The following is a 25,702-nucleotide window of genomic DNA, read 5'->3' as shown; positions in this document are numbered from 1 at the left end:
GCGGGGCATCTCTCTAGCTCATGTTCGTGATGCTGCATAAGCTCTGCTGATGATCACCTTCGCCACGGAGCACCTCGTGACCCTTCGTGCCCTCGTCGACGAGGGCACCTTCGAGGCGGCCGCCCAGCGGCTGCACATGACGCAGTCGGCCGTCTCGCAGCGCATCAAGCAGCTGGAGCGCACCGCGGGACAGGTGCTCGTGCAGCGCACCACGCCCGTCGTGACGACCGCGGCCGGCGACGTGGTGCTGCGCTACGCCCGGCAGGTGCAGCTGCTCGCCGACGACGCGGCGGTCGAGCTGGGCGCCGGCGACGGCGCGGGCGGTCCGGGAGGCGCCGGCGGGCCGGGCGGGCTCGGCACGTCGATCGCCGTGGCCGTGAACGCGGACTCGCTCGCGACCTGGTTCCTCGAGGCGCTCGCCGCCCTGCCGCCGGAGGTGGGCGCCGTCTTCGACCTGCACCGCGAGGACCAGGAGAACACGACCTCGCTGCTGCGCTCGGGCACGGTGCTCGCCGCGGTCACGTCGACGCGGGAGCCGCTGCAGGGCTGCTCGTCCGAGCCGCTCGGGCTGATGCGCTACCGCGCGGTCGCCAGCCCCGGCTTCGTCGACCGCTGGCTCGGGGGAGTGCCGACGATGGGCCGCGTCGACGCCGCGCCGATGCTCGACTTCGACCGGTCGGACCAGCTGCAGCGGGGGTTCCTCCGGGCGTCGCTCGGCTACGACCCGCGGCCGCCGCGGACGTTCGTCCCGTCGTCGGCCGACTTCGCGCGGGCCGCTCGGCTCGGCCTCGGCTGGGGGCTGCTGCCCGAGGCGCAGTGCCTCGACCTGCTCGCCGACGGGTCGCTCGTCGAGCTCGCCCCCGGCGAGCACGTCGACCTCGCGCTGTACTGGCAGCGCTGGGCCCTGTCGTCGCGGCTGCTCGACACGCTGACGGAGTCGGTGCGGCGCTCGGCGGCGGAGGTGCTGCTGCCGGCGTGAGGGGCGCGCTCGGGCACAGGAGGCGCGCGTAGCGTGAGCCGGTGAACAGCGCACCCGAGACCGGCACGCCCGAGACCCGCACGTCCGAGACCCGCACGTCCGAGACCAGCACGTCCGAGACGCCCGCGGCCGAGGTCGGCGACGCCGAGACCCGCACCTTCGAGACGCGGGTCGGCACGGTCGTCGGGCGCGTCGACGGCGACGTGGTGCGCGTGCTCGGCGTGCCGTACGCGGTGGCCGAGCGGTTCGAGGCTCCCCGGCCCGCACCTCCTGCGGTCGATGACGAGGGGCGGCCCGTGCCGCTGCTCGCGTTCGAGCGCGCGCCCGCGTCGCCCCAGCTGTCGTCGCCGTCGATGCAGGTGCTCTTCGACGACGCGGCCCGCGGCATGGTCGACTCCGAGCACTGCCAGGCGCTGTCGATCACCTTGCCCGCCGACCTCGCGCCGGGGGAGCGGCTGCCCGTGATGGTGTGGATCCACGGGGGCTCCTACGTCAACGGGGCGGGCGACCTGGCGGTCTACGACCCGCGCTCGCTCGTGGTCGAGCAGCGCGTCGTCGTCGTCACGGTGACCTACCGGCTGGGGGTGTTCGGGTTCCTCGGCGACGGCGAGCGGGTCCCGTCCAACCTCGGGCTGCTCGACCAGCTCGAGGCCGTGCGCTGGGTGCACGAGACGATCGACGCGTTCGGGGGCGACGCCGACACGGTGACGCTGTTCGGCCAGTCGTCGGGCGGCGACTCGATCGCCCACCTGATGATCAGCGAGGGGGCGCGCGGGCTGTTCCGCCGGGCGATCGTGCAGAGCGCTCCGCTCGGGCTCGACCGTGGTCGGTCCGCGATGACGAAGGCGATGCTGCGCGTCACGGGTGCGCCCGCTCCCGACGCCACCGTTGAGGAGCTGCTCGCCGGCCAGCCCCTAGCCGAGCGCGTCGCCCTGCGGTTCGGGCTGCGCGGGGGCATGCCGTTCGGCCCGCAGTACGGCCGCGCCCCGCTGCCCGCCGAGGAGGACCGCGACGCCGCCTGGCGCGACGTCGCCCCGCACGTCGACCTGCTGATGGGCGCGACGACGGAGGAGACCGGGCTCTACGTGCCGCTCGTCCGGCCGCTCGACGTGCTGACGAGCCTGCCGGTCGTCGGCGGGCTCCTGCGCCGCGTGCTCGTCCGGGCGACGACCGGGGCCGTGTACGGACGCGACGCACGCCGCTTCGTCGCCCGGCACCGCGCCTCCGGCGGTCGGGCCGTGCGGTACGAGCTGAGCTGGGCGCCGCGCGGCAGCCGCTACGGCGCCGCGCACATCACCGACCTGCCGCTGCTGCTGGGCACGGAGGAGGCGTGGGGCCGGTCGGCCCTGCTGGGCGAGTCCGACTGGGCGGAGGTCGACCGGCTCGGGCGGCGGGTGCGGCAGATCTGGGCCGACTTCGCGCGGACCGGGACCGTCGCGGCGGACGCCGCCGCCGGGGCGTCGCAGGCGCTGGTGCTCGACCGCGGCTGAGCGCGGCTCTGCGCACGCGACAACGGGAGCGGCGGGTCGGTGCCCCTCGTGCTCGACCCGACGCTCCCGCGTCTTCCCCCTCTCGCCGGCCGTCCCTCCCCGACGACCGGTCCGTCCGGCGCCCCCGCGCCGGATGGTCCCTGTGCCCCCGCAGGGGCTGCCCAGGCCCGGACTAACCCCGTCCGGAGGCGGCTGCCTGGGCGGCGATGACCGCCTCGGCCACCGGGATCAGCACGTCCTGGTTCTCCGACGTCACACCGGAGCCGCCGCGGACCTGGACCCAGGTGTCGTCGACGAGCACGTCGATCCAGCACGCGTTCCCCTCGGCCTCGATGCACGCGGCCCAGGCCGCGTCCGCGCCCGCCACCGTCACGGCCGACCTCTCGCGCGGCGACACGCTGTCGAGGGCCCATCCCGAGCCCGAGGCCCAGGTGACCGTGACCCCCTGGGGACGTGCGCTGTCGGCATCGGGCGCTGCCAGCCAGTCGCAGCCCTCGGCCCGCTGCTGCGTCTCGAAGATGCCCGTGTGCAGGTAGTAGCTGAAGGCGTCCGTGACCTCGGTGGGGACGCCGCCGGTGAGGAGCTCGCTGATGCGGGCAGCCGACGGCAGGTCGGAGCACGTGGTCTCGTCCCAGCTCGTCGCCGGGGGCTTCCACGCGGCGCCCGGGGTCTGTGAACGCAACTCGTCGGCCAAGGCGGCGAGCACCGGGCGGAACGTGTCCGGCGTCGCCTCGTACTCGACGTAGCCGCTGCTCTCGAACCACCACGGACCCACGACGACGGAGGTGCGGCACCCTGTCGCGGCACCCTCGCAGGCGCCCGCGGAGACGTCTCCGAGGCCCTGGTCGGAGAGCCCCGACTCGCGCAGCCCCGAGATCCACTCGCGCCCCCGGTCCCCGGCGGGGACGACCGTCACCTGGAGGACGGACAGCTCGTAGATGTCGCCGTCGGTCGACCAGCTGCACTCGAGCGCCCCGACCTGGTCGTAGGCGGCGTCGAGGGGGGTGTTGCCCTGGGGCACCTCGGGCGTCACGGCGCCGCGCGGCACCACGGTCGAGACGCCGATGCGCTCGCCGAGGGTCGCGCAGTCGACGCCGAGCGCCACGGACGGCGCGGCGGGCTGCGCCGGGACGACCGGGGCGGCCGTCGCGGTCGGCGTCGGGCGCGCGGTCGGCGTCGCGGACGGCGTGCTCGTGGGGGTGGCGGCCGGCGACGCCTGGAACGGCGAGGGCAGCACCAGCGCGAGCGCGCCTCCTGCGCCCCCGACGCCGAGCAGGGCGACGAGGCCGAGGGTCAGGCCGAGGTGGCGGCGGGCCCAGGGGCGTCGTCGCGCCGGGGGCTCGGCGGCTGCGCGGCGCAGCACGTCCTGCTTCATCGAGACGAGCATGCGGTTCAGGTCGTCTCCGGTGGGGGGCTCAACGTCCATCGCGGATCACCGCCTTCCTCAGTCGTGTCCGGGTCCGGGAGACCCGTTGTGTCAGTGCGCCGACGCTCAGCCCGAGCAGCTTCGCGGCCTCGGCGTAGCTGCGTCCCTCGATCAGGCACAGCTCGCAGATCTGCTGGTCGACGGGGCTGAGCGCCTCGATCTCGGCGCGGACCCAGCGGAGCCGCTCGCGCGCCTCCCTTGCGTCGTCGTCGGCGGGGGCGACCAGCTCGGCGGGCAGCTCGTCCGCCTCGGTGCGCTGCCGCTTGCGCCTCAGGTTCATCGCGTGGTTGCGGCAGGCGACGAGCAGCCAGGGCAGCAGCGAGCCGTCGTGCAGCGTGATCTCGGCGGAGCGGCGCCAGAGGGTGACGAGCGTGTCCTGCACGATCTCCTCCACGTCCATCCTGCTGTCGGCCAGCGCCCACGCGTAGCGCGTCAGCGTCGGCGCCCAACGGTCGAAGATCTCCGACAACGCCCGCTCGTCCCCGCCCGACGTGCGTCGGACGAGGTCGGAGTCGTTCTCCGTCGTCATGTCCATGTCTGCCCCCCTCACTACAGGAATGTCGCAGATCGCCGAGGTCTGACAGGAATCGTCGAGAAATCTCGGCACGTGTCGCCGAGGGCGGGTCTTCCGGGTCGAGGGCGGGTCGGCAGGTACCTGCCCTCGGCGGAGGCGACCCGCCCTCGAGCGTGGGCAGCAGGAGGCGCGGCGACGGCGGACAGCAGGAGGGGCGTCGCTAGCGGGCGAGCGCCGTGAGCTCTGCCCGCGTCGCGGCCCCGGCCTTGCGGAGCAGGTTCGAGACGTGGAACTTCACCGTGTTCTCGCTGATGCCGAGCGACTCGGCGACGGCGCGGTTGCGGGCCCCGGAGGCGACGAGCCGGAGCACGTCGCGCTCGCGGGGGCTGAGCGACACCGCCTCGTCGAGCGACCCCGGCTCGGGCGGCGGGTCGAGCGGCAGGCTCACCGTCAGGTCAGATCCCCAGCCGGGCGTCGACGACACTGACAGCGTCCCGTCGAGGGCCGAGACGCGCTCGGCGACCGGGCGCAGCGAGTCGTCGTGCGCGGTCAGCTCCCCGGCTCCGTCGTCACGGACGGCCATGAGCAGGTTGAGGCCGTCGCAGTCCCACTGGATCCGCACCCGGCGGGCGCGGCCGTCGTCGACGAGGGCGAGCACGGTGCTGCGGACGATCGTGCGGGCGGCGTGCGCGACCTCGCCCGGCAGGGCGCGACCGGTCGCCGGCGGCTCGACGAACTGGACGTCGAGCTCGCCGAAGCGGACGAGGGGGCGCAGGTCGTCCCGGAGGCGCGCGAAGGCCCCGACGACCGGCTCGAGCAGCAGGGATCGCTGCTCGTCCGTCTCGGACCGGAGCTCGACGACGGCCGCCGCGGCGACCTCGATGGCGACGGTGCGGGCGGCGCGGTCGTCCAGGCGGGCGGAGCGGAGCGTCGCGAGCAGCGACTCCAGGGTCAGTGCGTGCCGATCGAGCAACTCCGACACGGTGCGCGCGTGCCGGGCGACGACGGCGCGGCTCGCGGCCGAGGGCAGGTCAGGCACGGGCAGGTCGGGCACGACGTCACCCTACCCGGCCCCTACCCGCGCGCTCCTGCCTACCCGTTCGGGCAGGTGGCCCCGCCCCGACGGGCAGCGCACCCGGAGGTGCACGGGAGCAGGCTGGGAACCATGCCCGACGCAGACAGCACCTCCACCGCCTCTTCGGCCCCCGCCTCCTCGCCCGCCGACGCGCTCGAGCTGGTGCGGTCCGAGGTGGACCGTGCCGTGCGCGCGGTCGTCGAGACCGACCCCGACGGCCTCGACGCCGTGGCCGACCTCGTGTCCGGTGCCGGGCGCGTCTTCGTGCACGGCGCGGGCCGCTCCGGACTGGCGCTGCGGATGACCGCGATGCGGCTGATGCACCTCGGCCTGACCGTGCACGTGGTCGGCGAGGTGACGTCCCCCGCGATCGGCGAGGGCGACGTGCTGCTGACCGCGAGCGGGTCGGGGACGACGAGCGGCATCGTCAGCGCGGCGGAGTCCGCGGTCGACGCCGGTGCCCGGGTCGCCGCGATCACCACGGCCGCCGACTCGCCGCTGGCCGGGGTCGCGACCGCCGTCGTGCTCGTGCCCGCCGCCGAGAAGCTCGACCGCTCGGGCTCCGCCTCGGCGCAGTACGCCGGCGGCCTCTTCGAGCAGGTCGTCGTGCTCATCGGGGACGCGCTGTTCCACGCCCTGTGGCAGCGCTCCGGCCAGAGCGCCGACGACATGTGGCCCCGCCACGCCAACCTCGAGTAGCCGTCGGCTGCTCGTCCGACACGTCCCACCCCGAAAGAAGGAGCACCACATGAAGCTGCAGTTCGCCATGGACACCCTGACCACCGAGGCCGCCCTCGAGCTCGCCGCCGCCGCCGCACCCAGCGTCGACATCATCGAGCTCGGCACGCCGCTGATCAAGGCGGAGGGCTTCCGCGCCATCACCGCGATCAAGGAGGCGCACCCCGACAAGGTCGTGTTCGCCGACCTCAAGACGATGGACGCGGGCGAGCTCGAGGCCGGCGAGGCCTTCAAGGCCGGTGCCGACCTCGTCACCGTGCTCGGCGTCGCGGGCGACAGCACCATCGCGGGTGCGGTCAAGGCCGCGAAGGAGCACGGCAAGGGCATCGTCGTCGACCTGATCGGAGTGCACGACAAGGCCGCCCGCGCCAAGGAGGTCGTCGCCCTCGGCGCCGAGTTCGTCGAGATGCACGCGGGCCTCGACGAGCAGGCCGAGGACGGCTTCACGTTCGAGGCGCTGCTCGAGGCCGGCAAGGCCAGCGGCGTGCCGTTCTCGGTCGCCGGCGGCGTCAAGGCGGCCACGGTCGGCTCCGTGCAGGACGCGGGCGCCCAGGTCGCCGTCGCGGGCGCCGCGATCTACGGCGCCGACGACGTCGCGGACGCCGCGCGCGAGATCCGCGCCGCGATCAAGTAGCGCGACGCCAGTACTCCGAGGAGGCGCGGTGCAGGCAAGTCCTGCACCGCGCCTCCTGCGCGTGTCCGTGCACGTGACTCGATTCAGGAAGGGCGTCGTGACGCATCCTGATCCGTGCACGATCCAGGTCTCCTGGTCCCCCCTGTGCGCGACGCAGGAGCGATCTTCCTGAATGAGGAGGGTGGGCTAGTGCACCAGCACGACGGCGAGCGTCGTCGGGGCCTCGTGGCCCGGCCACGTCGCGGACAGGACCTGCGTCGTGTCGTCGTGCACGCCTCCTGCGGCCTCGGCGAGGGAGGCGGGCGAGCCGCCGCCGTCGGGGGTGCGCGCGACCACGAGCGTGCACGATCCCGCGTCGACGACGGTCGCGCCGTCGACCGGGCGCGTGCCCCGCACCGAGGTCGAGGGGACGACGGCGTCGGGCGTGCCGCTGCCGACCACGACCATCGTCGCATCGCGGGGCACCCGTTCGCCGTCGGCCTTCAGCAGCACCTCGTCGGCCTGGCCGTCGCCCGTCAGCGCGGCCGCGATCGTCGCCGCGACGAAGACGGGGTCGCCGCAGCCGTCGTAGACCCAGCGCTCGCCGAGCACCGAGTGCTGCATCGTGCCGACCAGCAGGTCGTCGGCGCCCTCGAGCGGGGCGCCCCGGTAGGTCAGCGGCACCTGCAGCACGGGGCCGTCGCCGGCGCGGACGAGCAGCACCTCGACGCCGACCTCGCCGGCCGGGTCGTCGAGGCGGAACGCCGCGACCTTCTCGAGGGGCCCGGGGTCGCCCTCGAACCACGGCTGGCTCGGCGCCCAGGCCGCGAGGGCCTCGAGCTTCGACGGGACGAGTTCGGCCTGGTGGAGGAGTGCCATGCCGCGATCGTAGGGGGCACGACCGACGCCGGCCAGCGCGGGCCTAGCCTGGTGCGGTGACCGCGACTCCCTCCGCCGCCGGCCCTGACCGCCCCGCCGAGCCCGCGCCTCCTGCGCCCGGCACCTACCGCCACTTCAAGGGCGGCCGCTACGAGGTGATCGGCACGGGGCGGCACGTCGACACCGAGGAGGCGCTGGTCTTCTACCGCACGCTCTACGGCGACCGCTCGCACTGGGTGCGTCCTGTGGCGCAGTTCGTCGAGCACGTGACGCGTGACGGCTGGGACGGGCCGCGGTTCGTCCGCGAGGAGCCGCAGCCGTCGCAGCCGGAGCCGCGCACCGAGCCCTAGCCGCCGCGGCCGGGGCCGCTCGTGCTCTCCTGTGACGGCCGGGGTGCGGACGGGCGGCGTCCCCCGGAACGGGGTCCTGCCGGTCCCCGAAGTGGGGGACCTCGACTCGTTGCCTGCCTCCAGGGGGTCCTCCACAATGAGGACTGCCGCGTCCCGACCCGCGGCGGCGCTGCCCGCGACTGAACCCGCGCACGAGGCGCCTCGCGCCCGGCTGACCGGGCGAGCTCCTGGAGTCACCCGTGCCCCGTCCCGACGCCCCTGCCCTCCCGCGCGCGCTCTGGCGCCTCCTGCTCGCGGTCGCCGTCGTGCTCGCGGGGCTCGCCGTCCCGGCCCTCGTCGCCCCGACCGCCGCCCGCGCGGCCGACGGGCTCGCCGTCACCTTCACCGAGTCCGCCCCCGCGAGCACCCTCGTCGGCGACGCCGTGGCGGTGACGCTCACGGCCTCGAACGCGACGACGACGCCCGGCTACAACCTGACCCTGACCGACGTGATCCCGGACGGCGCGACGTTCGCCTCGGCGGACGCGGGCCTCGGCTCGCCGAGCCGTGTCGTCAAGCTGGCGAACGGCACGACGAAGCTGATCTGGTCGAACGTCGCCGACCTGCAGGCCGGGGTCACCGTGGCCTACACCTACTCGTACACGAGCACCGCGGCCGTCGGGGCCGTCGTGACGACCTCGGGCGCCGCCTTCGTCAGCTCGGCCGCGCGGACCCTGCCGAAGTTCACGGCGGCCGGCACGCCCGCGGGCAGCCCCGGCGGGGACCCCGTCGCCGACCCGGCCGTCGTGAGCGCGACCGCCGGCTCGACGACGACGCTCGTGCCGTTCAAGCTCGACAAGAGGGAGGACTCGAGCCCCGAGGGCGAGCTGCTCCGCGGTGTGCACGACCACCCCACGACGTACACGCTGACGGTGACGAACAACAGGGTCGGCCGCTCGACTGGCTTCTCGATCGTCGACTTCCTGCCTGCAGGCCTCGAGTTCCTCGGCTGCGCGAGCGTCGACAACAGCGCCCCGGGCACCGTCGAGTACCCGGGCGCGCCCCGCCTCGACTCCCGGCCGCTGCCCGACACGGCAGGCCTCTGCCGTGAGCCCTCGAGCGTCAGCACGGTCCGGGTCGACCCGGACGGCGCGACCGGCCCGCTCGCCCTCGGCGTGTACACGCGGGTCGAGTGGACCGGCCTCGGCGACCTCGCCGCCGGGGCGACGACCACCCTGCGCTACGCGGCGGCGGTGCCCCTCCGCGAGAACGAGCTGTTCCCCGCCGGCGCGCCCGCCGCGGGCGCGACCGGTCTCTCGACGGCGAACCTCGACAACAACACCGGCACCGAGACCCGTGACGAGCAGCCGCTGACGAACAGCGCCACGACGTCGGGCGGCTGGCTCGGCACCGCCTACACCTCGTCCGCGTCCGCGATGGTCACCGCCGAGGACGTGCGGATCGTCAAGAGCCGCGGCGTCAGCGGCGACGACCAGGGCTCGATCCGCCAGGGCGCCACGACGAACTGGCACCTCGCGATCGCCACCTCGGAGTACGCGCAGGGCACGAGCGACCTCACCGTCGTCGACACGATCCCGGACGGCCTGTCGTACGACGGCGGCCCCGGCGCCCCGCGCGAGTCGGCGGTGCACGGCGAGACGGGGGCCCCCTTCGCGCCGGTCTCCGTCACGGGCGGCACCCAGGAGGTCCCGGCCCAGACCGTCACCTGGGTCGTGCCCGGGTTCACGGCACAGGACGGCACCTACACGATCGACTTCACGACGACGACCTTGGACGCCTACCGCAGCGGCGCCGGCCCCGTGGCGGCCCGCGACACCTGGACGAACGTGGTCGAGGTCCGCGACACGACCTCGGTGCTCGTCGACGCGAGCGATCGGTCCACCGAGCTGCGGACGCACGTGCTCGCGACGAACGACGACTCCTCGGCGGGCCAGCAGGCGGCGCCGGTGCAGCTGCGCAAGCTCGTGGCGGAGCGCTCGGCCTCGTCCGACTGCCTGACGGCGTCCTACCTGGCTGACGGCACCGCCCCCTCCTACCGTCCCGGCGACACCGTCTGCTGGCTGATCGAGGTGGACTTCCCCGCCGGCCTCGACACGGTGCGCAGCACCGTCACCGACCTGCTGCCAGCCGGGTTCCGGTACGTGAAGTCGGGCTACGCGGCGGCGCACACGAGCGCGAGGCCCACGCCCGTCTTCGACGCGGCCGCCGGGACGATCACCTGGACCCTCCCGACCGAGCAGCCCGGCACGCGCTTCCGCGCCGTCGTCACGACCACCGTCGCGGACGCTCGCGCCGCCTCGGACGGGGACGTCGCCGGGAACCTCGCGAAGCTGACCTACCAGAACACGGCAGGGGCCGTCCAGCAGCTCCGCGCGCGGGCTGACGCCACGTGGGCCGAACCCCAGCTCACGGTGACCAAGACGGCCTCGCCCGCGGTCGTCCAGGCCGGCGACGTCGTCGCGTACACGGTGACCGTCTCCAACGACGGCGCCGTGCCCGCGACCGCGACGGCCGTCCGCGACCTGCTCCCCGCCGGCTGGGGCACCGCGCAGGTGCGCGACGTCAGCGCGGGCGGCACCGTCACCGACGGCTCGCCGAGCCGGATCGACTGGACCGGGCTCACCGTCCCGCCGCGGTCGGGGTCGACGCCGGGCACGCTCGTCCTCGCGTACTCGGCCACGGTGCCCTCCGGCGTGGCGTCCGGTGACGTGTTCTCGAACACGGTCGGCGTCCGCGCCTACCAGGGCGAGACGAACGCGGGCACGCCGTTCACGTACGTCCCGGAGGACAACGTCGACCCGCAGACGCCCAGGCCGAACGCGGCGCGGGCCCGCGCCGTCGCCGACGTGGCCGCCGGCGTGCCGACGGTGACGAAGACGGGTGCCCCGACGTCCGCGGCGGTCGGGACGATCATCACCTACGACGTCACGGCGGAGATCCCGCAGGGCGTGTCGCTGTACAGCTCGACCCGCGGCACGACTCCCGCAGTCGTCGACGAGCTGCCCGCAGGGCTCCGCGTCGTCGGCCGGCCGACGGTGGTCGTGGACGGGGTCGCCCAGCCCGCCGCCTCGGTCACGCCCGCCACCGCCGCGGACGGCACGCCCTTGCGGCAGACCGTGACGGCCTCGCTGCCGCTCGACGAACGCGGCGTGTACGTCAGCGCAGTCGGTGGTGCGCCCGACAGGGTGACCGTGACGGTGACCGCGCAGGTGCTGAACTCGGCGAGCGCGCCCGCGGTGCTCCGCGGCACGCAGCTGCGCAACACCGGGACACTGCGCTGGTGGGGCGCGGCCCCTACGACGGAGGAGGCGGTGCGCACGGCCTCGAGCGCCCCGGCGGTGACGGTCGTGGCCGAGCCCGGCCTGACGCTCCGCAAGACCAGCAGCGCTCCCGGCGGCGTCGTCGCCGGCGGCGACGTGGTCACGTACTCCCTGACCGTGCGCAACCCGGCCGGCCCGAACGTGTCGACCGCCTGGAGCGTCGTCGTCACCGACGAGCTGCCCGAAGGGCTGACGTGGCTCTCGGGCGGGACCTGGAGAGAGTCGGACAGGACGGTCACCTTCGGACCGATCGACGTCGCCCCCGGCGCGACGCCGGCCGCGTTCTCCTTCCGGGCCGAGGTGCCGCCGATCGTCGCGAACACCACGATCGAGAACACGGCCACGGCCGTCGGCACGTCCCTGCCCGGCGACCAGCCCGGGGACGGCACGGCCGACGGCACGCTCCTGAGCGAGCGCACCTACGCGGTCGACGCGTCGAACAGCGTCACCTCCCCGGCGCCGACCGTCACGAAGAAGCTCCTCGACTCCCCGACGCGGACGACGGGCGAGCTCTCGTCGTACTCCCTGGACGTCCGGGTCCCCGCCCGGGTGAGCGCCTTCGACGTGACCGTGCACGACACGCTGCCGGCGGGGCAGTCGTTCGGCTCCCTCGTGGCCGTGACCTGCGCCTCCTGCGACCCGGCCGTGCCGGTGTCGATGCTCGGCACCCCCCGGACCGGGACGATCGGCTTCTGGCTCGGCGACCTCGAGGCGTCGCCGGTCGAGCGCGTCGTCCGCATCGAGTACACGGCCTGGGCCCAGGTGTCGACGACGTCGGGCCAGGTCCTCACCAACGTCGCGCAGGTCGCGTTCGACAAGACCGACAAGATCGACGGCAAGCCGGCCTCGCGCCCGCTCGCGGCCTCGTACGACTACACGAGCCTCGCGTCGACCGCCGCCGTCACCGTCGTCGAGCCGCGCCTCGTTCTCGACAAGCGCGTCGACGGCCAGGTCGGCGACGCCGACACCCGCCGCGCCGTGCCCGGCGAGACTCTCACCTACCGCGTCGCCGTGACCAACGTCGGCACCGGCCCCGCCCACGACGTGCAGGTCACGGACGCGCCGGACACGCGCTTCACGGGCTTCACCCCGGTCGAGGGAGGCGCGGGCGCCGTCACCGGCGCCGTCCGCAGCTGGACGATCGACGGCCCCGTCGCCCCGGGCGAGACCAGTACGATCGTCTACCGGCTGACCGTCCCCGCCGGCCTCAGCTCGGCCGACGAGGTCGCCGGCCCCGAGCTCGCCAACACGGCCGACGTGGCGTCGTACGCGGGCGTGGCCGACCAGCCGGCCGACGGCCGCGACTACGAGACCTACCACGACGTGGACGCCGACACGGTCGGCGTCGAGGTCGACCTGGCCTCGCTCGCGGGCTCGACCTGGTTCGACGCGAACGGCGACGGCGTCCGCACGGCGGGCGACCCCGGGCTCTCGGGAGTCGGCGTGACCGTCGTCTTCGCGGGCGCCGACGGCGTGCTCGGCACGGCCGACGACGAGCGCCACCCGACGACCTCGGGCCCCGACGGCTCGTGGGGGGTGGACCACCTGCCCGGCGGCAGCTACCGGGTCGACGTCGACCCCGCGACCCTGCCGGCCGGCCTCGTGGCGAGCTACGACCTCGACGGCGTGGCCTCGGCGGGCTCGGCCGTGCTGACGCTGGCCGAGGGCGCCGACCGCACCGACGCCTCCTTCGGCTGGGTCGGCAGCGGCTCGATCGGCGACCTCGTCTGGGCCGACCGCGACGGCGACGGCCGCCAGGGAGCGGGCGAGCCCGGCCTCGGCGGCGCCGAGGTGCTCGTGACGTGGGCCGGCCAGGACGGCGACCTCGCCACCGAGGGCGACAACGTCGAGTGGGAGCGCGACAGCGACGCCGAGACCGGCGCGTGGTCGGTCGGGAACCTGCCCGCCGGCACCTACTCGGTGAAGACGGGCGCCCTCCCGGCCGGGTACCTGCTCGCGTCCGGCCCCGCCGGCGTCTCGGGCCTCGGCGGCCGCACCGCGACGAGCACGCTCGTGCTCGGCGCCGGCCAGCAGGTCGTCGACCAGGACACCGGTTGGCGCGGCACCGGCGCGATCGGCGACCGCGTGTGGCTCGACCGCGACGGCGACGGCGTGCAGGACGACGGCGAGCAGGGGCTCGTGGGCGTCCAGCTGACGGTCACCTGGGCCGGCGCCGACGGCGAGCTCGACACGGCCGACGACGCGGTCGTCCCCGTGGTCACGGGCGCCGACGGCTCGTGGCTCGTCGACCACCTGCTGCCCGGTGAGCACCGGGTCACCGTCACGGGCGCGCTGCCCGAGGGCGCGACCTCGAGCTTCGACGAGGACGGCACCGCGGACGCCACCGGCGACGGCACGGCTCCCGGCACCGCAGGAGGCGACAGCACGACGCGCGTCGTGCTCGCGGCCGGCGACACCGCGCACCTGACGGCCGACTTCGGCTACGAGGTCGGCTCGAGCATCGGCGACCGCGTGTGGTGGGACGTCGACGGCGACGGCACGCAGCAGCCCGGTGAGCCCGGCCTGCGCGGCGTGGGCGTGACGGTCACCTGGCTCGGCGCGGACGGCGTGCTCGGCACGGCCGACGACCTCGGCTTCACCGCCGTCACCGACGACGAGGGCGACTGGCTCGTCCGCGACCTCCCGAACGGCGACCACACGGTCGCCGTGACCTCGGGCGTCGCCCCCGGCTTCGTGCCGACGCACGACGCCGTCGGCCCGGCCGACGGGGTCTCGCGCACCTCCCTCTCGAGCGAGCGCTCCGTCGACCTCGACCAGGACTTCGGCTACCGCGGCGACTCGACGATCGGCGACCGGGTCTGGCTCGACCGCGACGGCGACGGCCTGCAGACGAGCGACGAGCCCGGCCTGCCCGGCGTGCGCGTCACGGTGACGTGGGCCGGGCCCGACGGCACGGCCGGCACCGCGGACGACGTGGCGCTGCCCTCGGTGCTGACGGACGCCTCCGGGGCCTGGTCGGTCGGCTCGCTGCCCCTCGGCTCGTTCTCGGTCGTGGTCGACCAGAGCACGCTGCTGCCCGGCCTGTCGTCGGTGCACGAACGCGACGCCGACCTCGACCTGGCCACGACCGTCGTCGTCGCCCGGACCGGGACGACCGTCGACGACGCCGACCTCGGCCTGCGCGGCGACAGCAGCGTCGGTCGGGTCGTCTGGCTCGACCGTGACCGCGACGGCGTGCTCGACGACGACGAGCGCGGCCTCGGCGGCGTGCGGGTCGACGTGCTCTGGGCCGGCCCCGACGGCCGGTTCGACACGGCCGACGACGCCGTGTTCGGCGCCGTCACCGCGACGGACGGCAGCTACCGGGTCGACGGCCTGCCCGCGGGCAGCTACCGCGTGGGCGTCGACAGTGCCTCCGTGCCCGCCGGGCTCGGCCTGGTGCGCGACGAGGACCCCAGCCCCGACGGGGTCACGACGATCGAGCTGCCGGTCGCCACGGCGCACCGGACGGCCGACTTCGCGTTCGCGGGCGGCGCCTCCGTGGGGAGCTCGGTCTGGCTCGACACTGACGGCGACGGCGTGCGCTCGGCGGACGAGCAGCCCGTGCCCGGCCAGCCCGTCTCGCTGCGCTGGGCAGGCCCCGACGGCGTGCTCGACACCGCGGACGACCAGCTGTTCTCCACCGTGACCGCGGCCGACGGCTCGTACCTCGTCACCCTGCTGCCCGACGGCGCCTACCGGGTGTCGGTCGACGGCGGGATCGCCTCGGGCGCCGTCAACACCGGTGACCCCGACGGAGGTGCCCCGAACGTCTCGCAGATCGCCATCGCCGGAGGCGCGTCGGACCTGGCGCAGGACTTCGGCTACCGAGGCACGAACGCCCTCGGCGACACGGTCTCCTGGGACCGCGACGGGGACGGGACCGACTCGGCCGGCGACCCGCGCCTGCCCGGCGTGCAGCTCGAGCTGACCTGGCTCGGCCCCGACGGCGTGGCCGGCGGCGTCGATGACGTCGTGCTGACGACGACGACCGACGCCGCGGGCTCGTGGCGGGTCGACGGCCTGCCCGACGGTCGCTGGACGGTGGCGGTGGTCGGCGGCGTGCCCGCCGGGCTCACGCCGAGCAGCGACGCGGACGGTGCGGACGCCACGGGCGGGTCGGACGGTGCGGGCGACGCGTCGGCCGACGGCCGCAGCGCGGTCGAGCTGGTCGGCGGCGTGGTCGACCTCGACCAGGACTTCGGCTTCGCCGGGGCGGGCTCGATCGGCGACACGGTCTGGCTCGACGAGGACGGCGACGGCCGTCAGGGGGCCGACGAGGTCGGGATCCCCGGCGTCACGGTGACCCTGACCTGGGCCGGCGTCGACGGCGTGCTCGGCTCGCCCGACGACCGGGTCGAGACGGCCGTCACCGACGAGCGGGGCCGCTGGCTGGTCGAGCACCTCGCCGCGGGCGAGTTCCGGGTCGAGCTGACGGGCGGCGTGCCCGTCGGGCTGACGACGACGCGGGCCGGGTCCGAGTCTGGTGCTGGTGCTGGTGCTGGTTCGGGCTCCGGCCCTGGTGCCGGCAGCGGCTCCGGTTCCGTGCCGACGAGCACGACGACGCTGGCGGCCGGTGAGGCCGACCTCGACCAGGACTTCGGCTTCCGTGCCGACGCGTCGCTCGGCGACTCGGTCTGGCTCGACGTGGACGGCGACGGCGTGCGCGACCCGCACGAGCCCGGCGTCGGAGGCGTGGTCGTCACCGTGCGCCTCGCCGGTGCCGACGGAGCCCTCGACACCGCCGACGACCTCGTGCTGACGCGGACGACCGACGCGTCGGGCTCCTGGACCGTCGGCGGTCTCCCGGCCGGGGCGGTGCGGGTCAGCTACGACCCGTCGACCCTGCCCGCGGGCACCGTGCCGGGCTCCGACCTCGACGGCGGCACCCCGACGGCGGCCACCGTGCGGCTGGAGGCCGGCGAGCAGCAGCTCGACGTCGACTTCGTGGTGCGCGGCACGGCCAGCGTCGGAGGCGTCGTGTTCGACGACGAGGACGGCGACGGAGTGCGCGACCCGGGCGAGAAGGGCGTCGGAGGCGTCGGCGTCACGATCGTCTGGAGCGGACCCGAGGGCCCGGTCACGATGGTCGTGACGACCGGACCCGACGGCACCTGGTCGGTCGGCGGTCTGCCCGGCGGCGACTACACGGTGACGGTGTCGATGGACGGCGTCCCCGCGGGCACCCGACCGAGCGCGGGCGTGCGCACCACGTTCACGCTCGCGCCGGGCGGCTCCGAGCAGGTGCTCACCGGCCTGACCGCGCAGCGCCTCGCCTTCACCGGCTCCGACCTCGGCGGCGTGCTCCTGATGGGGCTGTCGCTGCTCGTCGCCGGAGGGGCGGCCCTGGTCGTCTCCCGTCGCCCGAGCCGTCGTCGCCGCACCGTGACGGAGGACTGAGGAGGCGCCTCCTGCGGGCGACGATGACCCTCGACTTGCCGCTTCGCGGGCCCCTGAACCAGGGGAGACCCCGCCAACTGGCAACTCTCGAGGGGTCCAGACCGAGCGGCGATCCCGGATTCTGCGGGGACACTCAGGCTCGTGGTGCATGCTCGTCGCTTCGCCCGCGCCCGCCCGTACCCCTCGGCAGCGCTGGGCGGACGTGCCGGGCCCCGAGGCCCCGCTGGAACCGACACCGACCCGTCACCTCGACAGCACCTGCCGGTCGACCGGTCCGCCCCTGGGCGGAACGGCCGGGCCGCCTCCGGGACCGACTCCCCGGCCGTGCCGTCGTGCACCGCGCCTCCCGCGGTGCTGCGCACCCGAGGCGCAGAGGTGAGTCGACGTGCCCCTGACCGAGGCGCGCCGAGCAGGCCGGCCGAGCAATGGGACGACATGACCTCCGAGAACACCCCCGCCCCCGAGGGCACCCGCAGCACCAGCACCGCCAGCACCACCCGCTCCGTCACCGACGGCTCCACCGGCACCGCGGCCGCGCCGCTGACGCGCCGGGCCATCGCCGCCGACCGTCGCCGCGCGAGCCGCCGCCGCCTCGTCGGAGTGACCGCGGTCGCCGCCGTCGCGATCGTCGCGGGCACCGGATTCGCCTTCGTCAACCGTGCCCCGTCGGCCGAGGCCGTCGCCGCGGCCCACGCCGAGAGCGTCAAGCAGAACGAGGCGGCGATCGCCGACTCGCTCGCCGAGGCCCAGGCCAAGACCACGATCGACATCGCCTCGCAGGTCGTGAGCTCGACGAAGGACAAGGTCGACGCCAGCGCGCTCGAGACCTCGGTCGCCTCGCTCGCGGACTACGAGAACCTCGACTCCGACACGCTCGCCGCCCGCGTGGCCGAGACGGCGACGACCGCGCAGACGGTCCAGGCCGCCGCGTCCGAGGCCGACCGCCAGGCCGCCGCCGCCGCAGCTGCCGCCAAGGCCGCCGCGGAGGCCCAGGCCGCCGCCGAGGCTCAGGCCGCCGCCGAGGCAGCCGCAGCCGCGGCCGCCGCCGCGCAGGCCGCCGCGAACACGCCCGCCGCCGCCAAGGCCGCCGCCCAGCAGCTCGCCTCGTCGAAGTACGGCTGGGGCAGCGACCAGTACGGCTGCCTCGTCAACCTGTGGCAGAAGGAGTCGGGCTGGAACTACAAGGCCTACAACCCGAGCGGCGCGACCGGCATCCCGCAGGCGCTGCCCGGCAGCAAGATGGCGACCGCCGGCTCCGACTGGGCCACGAACGCCACCACTCAGGTCACCTGGGGCCTCGACTACATCAAGCGCGCGTACGGCACCCCGTGCAGCGCCTGGGGCCACAGCCAGTCGGTCAACTGGTACTGAGCCCGCCCGGCGGTCTCGGCCGCGTCCCGTCACGGGGGTGACGATCGCGCCTCAGCCGACGAGAAAGGTCCTCCCCGAGCTCGGGGAGGACCTTTCTCGTCGGTCGGCGGCCCTTGACCAGGGGGGAGACGAGTGCGGGGAAAGAGGGGCGCGGGGGAGCAGGGCCGGGGCTGGTCAGTTCTGGGGCGGGATCGTCTCGCGGTCGGTGGGCTTGTCGGTGGTGACCGGCACCTCCAGCGTGGGCTCCGGGGTCGCGGGCTCCGGCGTCGCCGTCGGGCTCACCGGGGTCGGGCTCGGCGTCACCACGGGGTCGTCGCGCTCGCCGCAGCCGGCGAGCACCCCCACCGCGAGCACGGCCGTCGTCAGCGCGGTCGCCGCACGTGCGCCCGCGCTCGTCCTGCTCGTCCGGGGCGTCCTGCTCGTCCCGTTCTCGGCACTCCTCGTCGTCATCCCCCGAGCCTACGCACGAGCCGAGCCCGTCGAGTGGTCACGAAGTGTCGTCCCGCCGACGCGGAAGGACCACACCTGACCACTCGCCGACACCCGCTCGAGCACAGGCCCGAGCCCGAGCCCGCGCGGTCAGACGGGGCCGACCAGGGTCCAGGCCCCGCCGTCCCGGCGAGTCACCTGAGCGCCGCGCACGTCGGCCAGCCCGCCGACCGTCGACTCGACCGCGGCCCCGACCCCGAGCGCGAAGGAGTCGTCGGCGCCCGTGAAGCGCACCACGAGCTGGGGCTCGCCCCGAACCATGACGATGTCGTTCGCCTCGACGGTGGTGTGCTCGGCGGCGGCCGCCGCGGCCCGGGGCAGCAGGGCGTCGGGCCGGACCCTCGCGTGCAGGGAGCCGACGGCGAGCAGGACGCGATACGAGGACATGCCTCGATCCTGCCCGACTAGCGGTCGTCCTCCGTCACGGCGGCTGCCTCCGTCGGCTCGGGCACCAGGCGCATCCCGACGGTCGTCGACGCCGTCTCGAGCAGATCGGTGACCCAGGCGCGGTTGACGGCGGGCATGCGGCTCCCGGCATAGACGAAGTGCAGCGGGATCGACTCGTGCACCCAGATGACGCTCCGGCCCTGGCCCGACGGCTGGTCGTCGCGCCAGGTCAACGAGAAGCTCTCGTGCCGGCGGAGCTTGGTGACGATCGCCAGCTGAAGATGAGCGAGGGTTCGGTCGTCGAGGTCGATCGCGTATCGATCCGACCCGTAGAACAGTGTGCCCAAGTGCTTCCCTCCCTGCCGTTCGAGCGTAGATGCCTGCACGCGCATGGATCATTCCGGCACCCACCCCTTGACACGGCACGCGCTCGGTCGCTAGGCGAGGCGAGGCGGGTGAGTTCACACGCTCGACGCACGCCCGACTCGGCCCCGACCCGCGGGCCTGCCAGGCTCGGGGCATGAAGCGCACCGCCTCCGCCCGTCTCGAGTTCGACGTCGCCGGCCCCGCCGAGTTCGTCCTGTCGATCGCCGCCTCGGCCCTGTACGAGCAGCGAGCCGAGGAGGCGCTGGTCGTCACCCAGCACGGAGCGCCCGTCGCCGTGCGCGAGCTCGTCGACCAGCACGGCACCCGCCTGCACCTGTGCGACGTCGGCGCCGGCAGGGTGCTCGTCGACTACCGCGTCGTCGTCGAGGGGAGGCTCGCCCCGCCACCGGTCGACGAGCTCGACCTCGTGCGTTCCCGTCGCCCGAGCCGCTACTGCGAGTCGGACACCCTGGCCCCGACGGCCCGGGCGGAGTTCGGCGGCCTCGCGGGCCGCGACCTGCTGGCCGCCGTCAGCTCGTGGGTGGGGTCGCACCTCGCCTACGTCCCCGGTGCCAGCGCGCCGACCGACGGCGCCGTGCAGACCCTGCTCGACCGCCAGGGCGTCTGCCGCGACTACGCGCACCTCGTGATCGCCCTGCTCCGCGCGCTCGACGTCCCGGCCCGGCTGGTGTCGGTCTACGCGCCGGGACTGTCGCCGATGGACTTCCACGCCGTGGCCGAGGCCTTCGTCGACGACGAGTGGCACGTGGTCGACGCCACGGCACTCGCGCCGCGGAGCACGCTGCTGCGCATCGCGACCGGCCGGGACGCGAGCGACACCGCGTTCCTCACGAGCCACGGCGACGCCGTGACCGTCGCGTCGATGCAGGTCGGCGCCGTCGCCGACGAGCTGCCCCGCGACGACGTGACCGCCTTCGTCAGCCTCGGCTGAGCGGGGGAGCAGCCGACATCCGCCTCGATGCCTCGTTCCGGACGAGATGCCCCGGCACGCCGAGGCATCTCGTCCGGAACGGAGCACGGAGGACGTTCCCCGGCTGACCGGCGCCGCTCAGTCGTCCTCGACCGCCGGCCACGACGCAGGGCCGGCCGTGCCCGCCGGGTACTCGTCGATCGGCACGTCGCCGGCGCGCCAGGCGTCGAGCACCGGGGCGACGATGCGCCACCCCTCGACCGCCGAGTCGCCGCGCACCGACAGGGTGGGGTCGCCGTCGAGGATCCCGGCGAGCACCTCGCCGTAGGCCGTGAGGTCCCCGAGCCCGAACTCGGCGTGCAGGGTCGCCCGCGACAGGTCGTACGAGTCGCCGGGGCCGTTGACGTTGAGCTCGAGCGACATCTCGTCGGGCGCGATGGCGATGCGGAGGCGGTCCGGCGTGCCGCCGCCGACGAACTCGCGCGGCACGTGCGTCGGCGGGCGGAAGGTGATGACGATCTCGCGCCTCCTCGAGGCCAGCGCCTTGCCCGAGCGCAGCCGGATCGGCACGCCGGCCCAGCGCCAGTTCTGCACCTCGACGACCATCTCGGCGAGCGTCTCGGTCTCGATGGACGCGTCCACCCCCTCCTCGGCGGCGTAGGCGGGCAGGTCGCGGCCCTCGATGGTGCCGGCCGTGTAGCGGGCACGGCGGCTGTTCGCGACGGGGTCCCCGTCGAGGAGGCGCGTGGCGCGCAGCACGAGCTGCTTCTCGTCGCGCAGGTCGACGGCCTTCAGGGTCGAGGGCGCGTTCATCGTGAGCACGGCCATCACCTGCAGCAGGTGGCTCTGGATCATGTCGACGAGGGCGCCGGCGTGGTCGTAGTAGCGGGCGCGGCCCTCGAGGCCGAGGGTCTCGTCGTAGACGATGTCGATGCTCTCGACGTGCTGGTTGTTGAGCATCGGCTCGATGAGGCGGTTCGCGAAGCGCAGCCCGAGCAGGTTGAGCACCGTGGCCCGGCCGAGGAAGTGGTCGACGCGGTGCACCCGCTCCTCGGGGACGAGCTGCAGCACGAGCTCGTTGAGGTGCCCGGCCGACGCCACGTCCGTGCCGAAGGGCTTCTCGAGGGCGAGGGCGGTGCCCTCGGGCAGCTGCACCTGCCTCAGGGCCTCGCAGGCCTTCTCGGTGATCGCGGGCGGCAGCGCGAAGTAGATCGCGGGAGGTGCCTCGCACGCGTCGAGCAGCGTGGTCAGGGCGCCGGCCGACGTCACGTCCGCCGTGATGTAGCGGGTCGAGGCTAGCAGGGCGTCGACGGCGGGCCCGGCCGCCTCGACGCTCGCGAACGAGTCGGCGACCCGCTGGTGCCACTCCTCGTCCGAGTACTCCTCGACGCCGGCGCCGATCAGCTGCACGCGTCGCACCGGCTCGTGGGCCAGCAGCCCCCCGAGCCCGGGCATCAGGAGGCGGGCCGCCAGGTCGCCGGACGCGCCCAGGATCAGGAGCGTCACCGGCTCGCTGCTCGGCCCGCCCTCGTCGCCGATGGTCGCCTCCGTGGCGGGGTCGCTGGCCGTGTGTCGCGTCGCGGTCGTCATGCGGACGACGGTAGACCGCGCGCCGGCGCACCGCTCCCGTCGCCGACGCCGGACGTGGTGGGTCGACCTGTCGGTATGCCTCCTGTGTCATCCTGGTCCGGGCGAGCGGTGAACCAGCGCCGTCGCCGCACGACCTCGGAGGGGCGCAGATGATCCTGCAGAAAGCCGTCACGCCGCAGCTGAGCGCGGCCTACCACGACCACGACCACGACCGGGTGGCCGGCTTCGTCGTGCCCTGGGGCGCCGTCGGCCACGCGCGCACGCCGCGTGAGCTGATCACGGCGCACGGCCTCGACTTCCCGGGGACGCCGTTCTCGCCCGACATGCCGCACATCGACGTGCTCCGCTTCGAGAGCACGGCGAACCTGCTCCTCGAGAAGGCCACGGGCGGTCCCGACCGGGCCACGCAGAACGTCACCGGCGGGCCGTTCCTCGACCGCCCGCCGTTCCGCGGGGATGGCTTCGTCGCCGACCCCGACCACGTCATCCCGCTCTCGTGGCTCCCGCACCGCCGCGTGCCCGCCGGCGCCGAGCTGCACCGCATCGCCGCCGACGGCACGAGCACCTACCTCGCGTACTTCCACTCCGCCGCCTGGGGCTGGATCTACGCGGACGACATCGAGGCGAGGCGTGAACGCCAGCCGCGTCTCGTCAGCCGCTTCGTCGGCGGCCTGGCCCGGATGGACGACGGCGAGGTCCGCATCGCCGACCTGATCGACGGGGGCACGCGCGTGATCGCCGTGCGCCAGGACGAGCAGGCCGAGGCCGACGGCTGGACGCCGACCACCCCGATGGTCTGGTCGCGCACCATCGACGTCGCCGACGCGCAGGAGTACTTCGAGCTCGACGTCCGCACCCGCTGGAACGGCCTCGGCTACCGCGTCACCGACCAGTACCCCACCGCCACGGGCCTGCGGCTCAGCGGCACGTACAGCGACCACGACGCCGACCTCGCCGAGGGCCTGCAGCTGGTCAAGATCGACGCCGCGGTCTACGAGGGCGAGCTGCCGGGCCACCTGCTCGAGGAGGCGACCATCCGCCAGACGCAGCTGCCGGAGTGGCCTGCCCTCGCCCTCGCCTGAGCCGTACCGACCCGGCCCGGCCCGGGTGCTCAGTTCGGGCCGGGGCTCTGCGCCCGGCGTCAGGCGCGACGGGTCGGGCGGACCGACACCACCTCGGCCGTCGCGCCGTGGGGCAGGTCCACGACGAGGCGCACGGCGTCGGCCACCGACTGGGGCTCGAGGTAGAGCGACACGTCGTAGACGCCTCCCTCGCTCTCGACCAGCTCGTGCTGCATGTCGGTGTCGACGCGGCCGGGATGGACCGAGCTGACGCGGACGCCGTGCCGACGCTCCTCCTCGCGCAGCGAGTCGGTGAGGGCCCGCAACGCGAACTTGCTCGCCGCGTAGGTGCTGCCGCCTGGGCCGGCGGCGAAGCCCGAGCCGCTGTTGATCGCGACGACCGTGCCCCGGGCCGCGCGCAGGGCCGGGAGCAGCTGTCGGGTCAGCTCGGAGACGGCGAAGACGTTGACCTCGAAGACGCGGCGCCAGTCGTCGCGGCTCGTGCCCTCGACGGTCCCGCCGCCGATCACCCCCGCGGCGTGCACGACGACGTCGAGGCGGTCGAGCGCGGGCGCCTCGAAGGGCGACCCTGCCAGGTCCGCGACCCAGGGCGCGGCGGAGGGGAGCGAGCCGGCCAGGGCGACCAGCGCCTCCTCGTCCCGGCCGTGCACGACGACGTGGTGCGTGCGCGACAGGTCGCGGGCGACGGCGAGGCCGATGCCGCGGGTGGCTCCGGTGACGAGGGCTGTGGGACGGGACGCGTCGGTGCTCATCGCCCCAGTCTGACGCGTCGCGGCGTCAGTCGCGGATGATCGGCAGCGGCCCCGTGAGCTGCGGCAGCTCGCGGTCGCTGAGCAGCCAGCGCTCGCCGGAGGCGGTCACCAGGAACGCGAGGGGCCCCGGCCGGCAGACCACGAGCGCACCGCCGGACTGCTGCTGCAGCACCTGGTCGAGCGCGCCGCCGAGGTCGCGGTCGTCCTCCGAGCCGCCGGCCGAGAGCACGGCGCAGCGCCCCTCGGCGCCCATCGCGGAGAGCAGCCGGCGCACGCCCTCGGGGTCGCGCAGCTCGGGGGCCATGGGGTGCACGACGCCCATGTCGACCCACTCGACCGACTCGAGCAGCGCGTCGAGGCGCTCGCGGGGGGTGTCGACGCCCTCGGCGGCCTCGTGGGCCAGGCTCTGGACGGCGTCGCGGGCGTCGGGCGCGGCGAAGGCCTCGAGTGCCGCGATCACGGGTGCGGGCAGCTGCGGCACGGGGATCTCCTTCGGGGTCTGGATCACCCATCCTCCCACCTGGTGCGGACGGGCGGGTCCTCCGCGCGGTCGAGGCGCCGACGGGGGCCGCGACTGCGAGGATGGGCCCGTGACCACCGCCTCCTCGACCTCCGCCTCCTCGACGCCCCCGCCCCTCGGCCTCCTCCTCGACGTCGACGGGCCGATCGCCAGCCCGGTCAGCCGCACCATCGCCCTGCCGCAGATCACGCGAGACCTCGTCGCGCTCGCCGCGGCGGGCATCCCGGTCGTCTTCAACACGGGCCGGTCGGACGCGTTCATCCGCGACGAGGTCGTCGGCCCGATGATCGCGGCGGGCCTGCCCGCCGGGGCCCGGGTGCACGGCATCTGCGAGAAGGGCGCGTCGTGGTTCTCGATCGGGCCCGAGCACGGCCCCGGCGGCATAAGCGAGGTGCAGGTCGACTCCGCCCTCGCGATGCCCGCCGATTTCGCCGCCGAGATGGACGAGCTCGTCACGGCCGAGTTCGCCGACCTGGTCTTCTTCGACCACACCAAGCGCGCCATGGTCTCGATCGAGCAGCTCACGACGGTCGAGTCGGCCACCTACCTGGCCCGCCAGCGCGAGTTCGACGAGAAGGCGATGGAGGCGCTGGTCCGGCGAGGCGCCGGGGTCCGACGACTCGACGACGAGCGTCGCGACGCCCGCGGCGAGGTGCAGTGGCGCGTCGACCCGACCATCATCTCCACGGACATCGAGTCGGTCCGCCTCGGCAAGGACCTCGGCGCCGAGCGCGCCCTCGAGCTGCTCGCCGAGGACGGCGAGCTGCCCCTCGCCTGGCGCACCGTCGGCGACTCGCGCAGCGACTACGCCATGGCCGACTGGCTGCACGCGAACGGCCACGACGTCGCGCACGTCGACGTGCGGCCCGCCGACGGCGTGCCGGCCACGGAGTACCCGGTGCTCACGAGCGCGACGGGGCTGATCCACGACGACGCCGGGGCGGAGTTCCTGGCGCGCTGGGTCCGCGACGTCGGCGCCTGAGCCAGGGCGCCCCGGGTGAGTCTGTCCCTCGCCCGGGTGACACGACGGGCGATACCGCCGGGTATGAGCCCAGCAACCGCGCGGGTCGTCGAGGTCGTGTGCCCCGCAGGAGGGGTACGACCCCCCGAACGGGTGACAACCTGGTTCCAGACCAGCCTGTACTGTTCTGAGCAGTCGCCGCGAGGTCCCCCGAAAGGCCCACACGACGACCGCACCACCAGAACCACCCGCCGTCCGGCCACCCACCGGGCGCACCCGACAGGCCCGTCCGAGAGGACGAGCCCCGGAGGCACCCTCCTCCGCTCACCGCCGTCGCCGGCTCACACCCAGGCCGTCGACTGCACCCACCCGTCGCCACAGCTGCCGACGCCCTCCCCGGACGTCTGCAGGCGACAACGGCTCCTCTCTGCCGTCCGGGATCTCCGCAGTCCCGAACCAGGAGAGAAGT

Annotated in this window: 20 protein-coding genes; 10 read left to right on the top strand and 10 right to left on the bottom strand. The window is 74.8% G+C overall.

Annotated elements, in window-relative coordinates; translation table 11 throughout:
• The first annotated feature begins 49 nt into the window (after window positions 1-49).
• Both ACZZ97_RS13270 and ACZZ97_RS13265 read left to right on the top strand, forming a co-directional pair.
• On the top strand, window positions 50-979 hold the full coding sequence (locus ACZZ97_RS13270) for a LysR family transcriptional regulator ArgP (protein WP_463473449.1): 930 nt from the start codon (window positions 50-52) through the stop codon (window positions 977-979).
• A gap of 41 nt (window positions 980-1,020) precedes the next feature.
• Window positions 1,021-2,469 (top strand): carboxylesterase family protein, encoded by a 1,449-nt coding sequence (locus ACZZ97_RS13265; protein WP_463473448.1) that lies wholly within the window; start codon window positions 1,021-1,023, stop codon window positions 2,467-2,469.
• A gap of 172 nt (window positions 2,470-2,641) precedes the next feature.
• Here ACZZ97_RS13265 and ACZZ97_RS13260 read toward each other — a convergent pair whose 3' ends face one another.
• The 3 genes from ACZZ97_RS13260 to ACZZ97_RS13250 all read right to left on the bottom strand — a co-directional run bounded on the left by ACZZ97_RS13260 (window position 2,642) and on the right by ACZZ97_RS13250 (window position 5,463).
• Window positions 2,642-3,895: a hypothetical protein gene (locus ACZZ97_RS13260; protein WP_463473447.1), complete on the bottom strand. Its 1,254-nt coding sequence runs from the start codon at window positions 3,893-3,895 to the stop codon at window positions 2,642-2,644.
• Complete coding sequence (locus ACZZ97_RS13255) at window positions 3,885-4,430, bottom strand: RNA polymerase sigma factor (RefSeq protein ID WP_314104110.1); 546 nt, start codon at window positions 4,428-4,430, stop codon at window positions 3,885-3,887. The genes ACZZ97_RS13260 and ACZZ97_RS13255 overlap by 11 nt, the downstream gene beginning before the upstream one ends.
• A gap of 199 nt (window positions 4,431-4,629) precedes the next feature.
• A complete protein-coding gene (locus tag ACZZ97_RS13250) occupies window positions 4,630-5,463 on the bottom strand; it encodes a helix-turn-helix transcriptional regulator (RefSeq protein WP_314104107.1) in 834 nt (277 codons plus the stop codon).
• Between the two features lie 111 nt (window positions 5,464-5,574).
• On the opposite strand from ACZZ97_RS13250, the gene hxlB reads away from it, so the two are divergent.
• Both hxlB and hxlA read left to right on the top strand, forming a co-directional pair.
• Entirely contained in the window at window positions 5,575-6,183 is a 609-nt protein-coding gene (hxlB, locus tag ACZZ97_RS13245; protein ID WP_463473446.1) for a 6-phospho-3-hexuloisomerase, read from the top strand.
• 49 nt (window positions 6,184-6,232) lie between these two features.
• The gene (hxlA, locus tag ACZZ97_RS13240; RefSeq protein WP_123547560.1) at window positions 6,233-6,856 is read left to right on the top strand and encodes a 3-hexulose-6-phosphate synthase; all 624 of its coding nucleotides are present in this window, start codon (window positions 6,233-6,235) and stop codon (window positions 6,854-6,856) included.
• A 186-nt stretch (window positions 6,857-7,042) separates the two neighbouring features.
• Here the strand turns inward: hxlA and ACZZ97_RS13235 are convergent, their stop codons facing one another.
• On the bottom strand, window positions 7,043-7,714 hold the full coding sequence (locus ACZZ97_RS13235) for a CG0192-related protein (protein WP_314104101.1): 672 nt from the start codon (window positions 7,712-7,714) through the stop codon (window positions 7,043-7,045).
• Window positions 7,715-7,770: 56 nt separating this feature from the next.
• On the opposite strand from ACZZ97_RS13235, the gene ACZZ97_RS13230 reads away from it, so the two are divergent.
• The 3 genes from ACZZ97_RS13230 (at window position 7,771) to ACZZ97_RS13220 (ending at window position 18,155) form a co-directional block, all read left to right on the top strand.
• Window positions 7,771-8,064, top strand: coding sequence for a DUF1653 domain-containing protein (locus tag ACZZ97_RS13230; protein WP_463473445.1), 294 nt, complete (start codon window positions 7,771-7,773; stop codon window positions 8,062-8,064).
• Between the two features lie 239 nt (window positions 8,065-8,303).
• Complete coding sequence (locus ACZZ97_RS13225) at window positions 8,304-16,784, top strand: SdrD B-like domain-containing protein (RefSeq protein WP_463473444.1); 8,481 nt, start codon at window positions 8,304-8,306, stop codon at window positions 16,782-16,784.
• 435 nt (window positions 16,785-17,219) lie between these two features.
• Complete coding sequence (locus ACZZ97_RS13220; protein ID WP_463473443.1) at window positions 17,220-18,155, top strand: aggregation-promoting factor C-terminal-like domain-containing protein; 936 nt, start codon at window positions 17,220-17,222, stop codon at window positions 18,153-18,155.
• A 174-nt stretch (window positions 18,156-18,329) separates the two neighbouring features.
• Here the strand turns inward: ACZZ97_RS13220 and ACZZ97_RS13215 are convergent, their stop codons facing one another.
• The 3 genes from ACZZ97_RS13215 to ACZZ97_RS13205 all read right to left on the bottom strand — a co-directional run bounded on the left by ACZZ97_RS13215 (window position 18,330) and on the right by ACZZ97_RS13205 (window position 19,378).
• Window positions 18,330-18,605: a hypothetical protein gene (locus tag ACZZ97_RS13215; RefSeq protein WP_463473442.1), complete on the bottom strand. Its 276-nt coding sequence runs from the start codon at window positions 18,603-18,605 to the stop codon at window positions 18,330-18,332.
• A gap of 129 nt (window positions 18,606-18,734) precedes the next feature.
• Window positions 18,735-19,031 (bottom strand): hypothetical protein, encoded by a 297-nt coding sequence (locus tag ACZZ97_RS13210; RefSeq protein ID WP_463473441.1) that lies wholly within the window; start codon window positions 19,029-19,031, stop codon window positions 18,735-18,737.
• A gap of 17 nt (window positions 19,032-19,048) precedes the next feature.
• Window positions 19,049-19,378, bottom strand: a complete 330-nt coding sequence (locus ACZZ97_RS13205; RefSeq protein ID WP_314102781.1) for a DUF7882 family protein — start codon at window positions 19,376-19,378, stop codon at window positions 19,049-19,051.
• A gap of 173 nt (window positions 19,379-19,551) precedes the next feature.
• Here ACZZ97_RS13205 and ACZZ97_RS13200 point away from each other — a divergent pair, with 173 nt between their 5' ends.
• Complete coding sequence (locus ACZZ97_RS13200; RefSeq protein WP_463473440.1) at window positions 19,552-20,349, top strand: transglutaminase-like domain-containing protein; 798 nt, start codon at window positions 19,552-19,554, stop codon at window positions 20,347-20,349.
• A gap of 117 nt (window positions 20,350-20,466) precedes the next feature.
• Here ACZZ97_RS13200 and ACZZ97_RS13195 read toward each other — a convergent pair whose 3' ends face one another.
• Window positions 20,467-21,918 (bottom strand): glucose-6-phosphate dehydrogenase, encoded by a 1,452-nt coding sequence (locus tag ACZZ97_RS13195; RefSeq protein ID WP_463473439.1) that lies wholly within the window; start codon window positions 21,916-21,918, stop codon window positions 20,467-20,469.
• 149 nt (window positions 21,919-22,067) lie between these two features.
• Between ACZZ97_RS13195 and ACZZ97_RS13190 the strand changes: the two genes are divergently transcribed.
• Window positions 22,068-23,000 carry a hypothetical protein gene (locus ACZZ97_RS13190; RefSeq protein ID WP_463473438.1) on the top strand — a complete coding sequence of 311 codons (933 nt, stop codon included), beginning with the start codon at window positions 22,068-22,070 and terminating at the stop codon, window positions 22,998-23,000.
• Window positions 23,001-23,059: 59 nt separating this feature from the next.
• Here ACZZ97_RS13190 and ACZZ97_RS13185 read toward each other — a convergent pair whose 3' ends face one another.
• Window positions 23,060-23,752 (bottom strand): SDR family oxidoreductase, encoded by a 693-nt coding sequence (locus ACZZ97_RS13185; RefSeq protein WP_463473437.1) that lies wholly within the window; start codon window positions 23,750-23,752, stop codon window positions 23,060-23,062.
• 25 nt (window positions 23,753-23,777) lie between these two features.
• On the bottom strand, window positions 23,778-24,260 hold the full coding sequence (locus ACZZ97_RS13180) for a hypothetical protein (protein ID WP_463473436.1): 483 nt from the start codon (window positions 24,258-24,260) through the stop codon (window positions 23,778-23,780).
• Window positions 24,261-24,342: 82 nt separating this feature from the next.
• On the opposite strand from ACZZ97_RS13180, the gene ACZZ97_RS13175 reads away from it, so the two are divergent.
• On the top strand, window positions 24,343-25,254 hold the full coding sequence (locus tag ACZZ97_RS13175; RefSeq protein ID WP_463473435.1) for a hypothetical protein: 912 nt from the start codon (window positions 24,343-24,345) through the stop codon (window positions 25,252-25,254).
• Window positions 25,255-25,702: the final 448 nt, after the last annotated feature.

Source organism: Frigoribacterium sp. AC512, from assembly GCF_979258295.1.
Note: the sequence above shows the minus strand (reverse complement) of the source record. Positions and strands in the feature narration are given on the sequence as shown.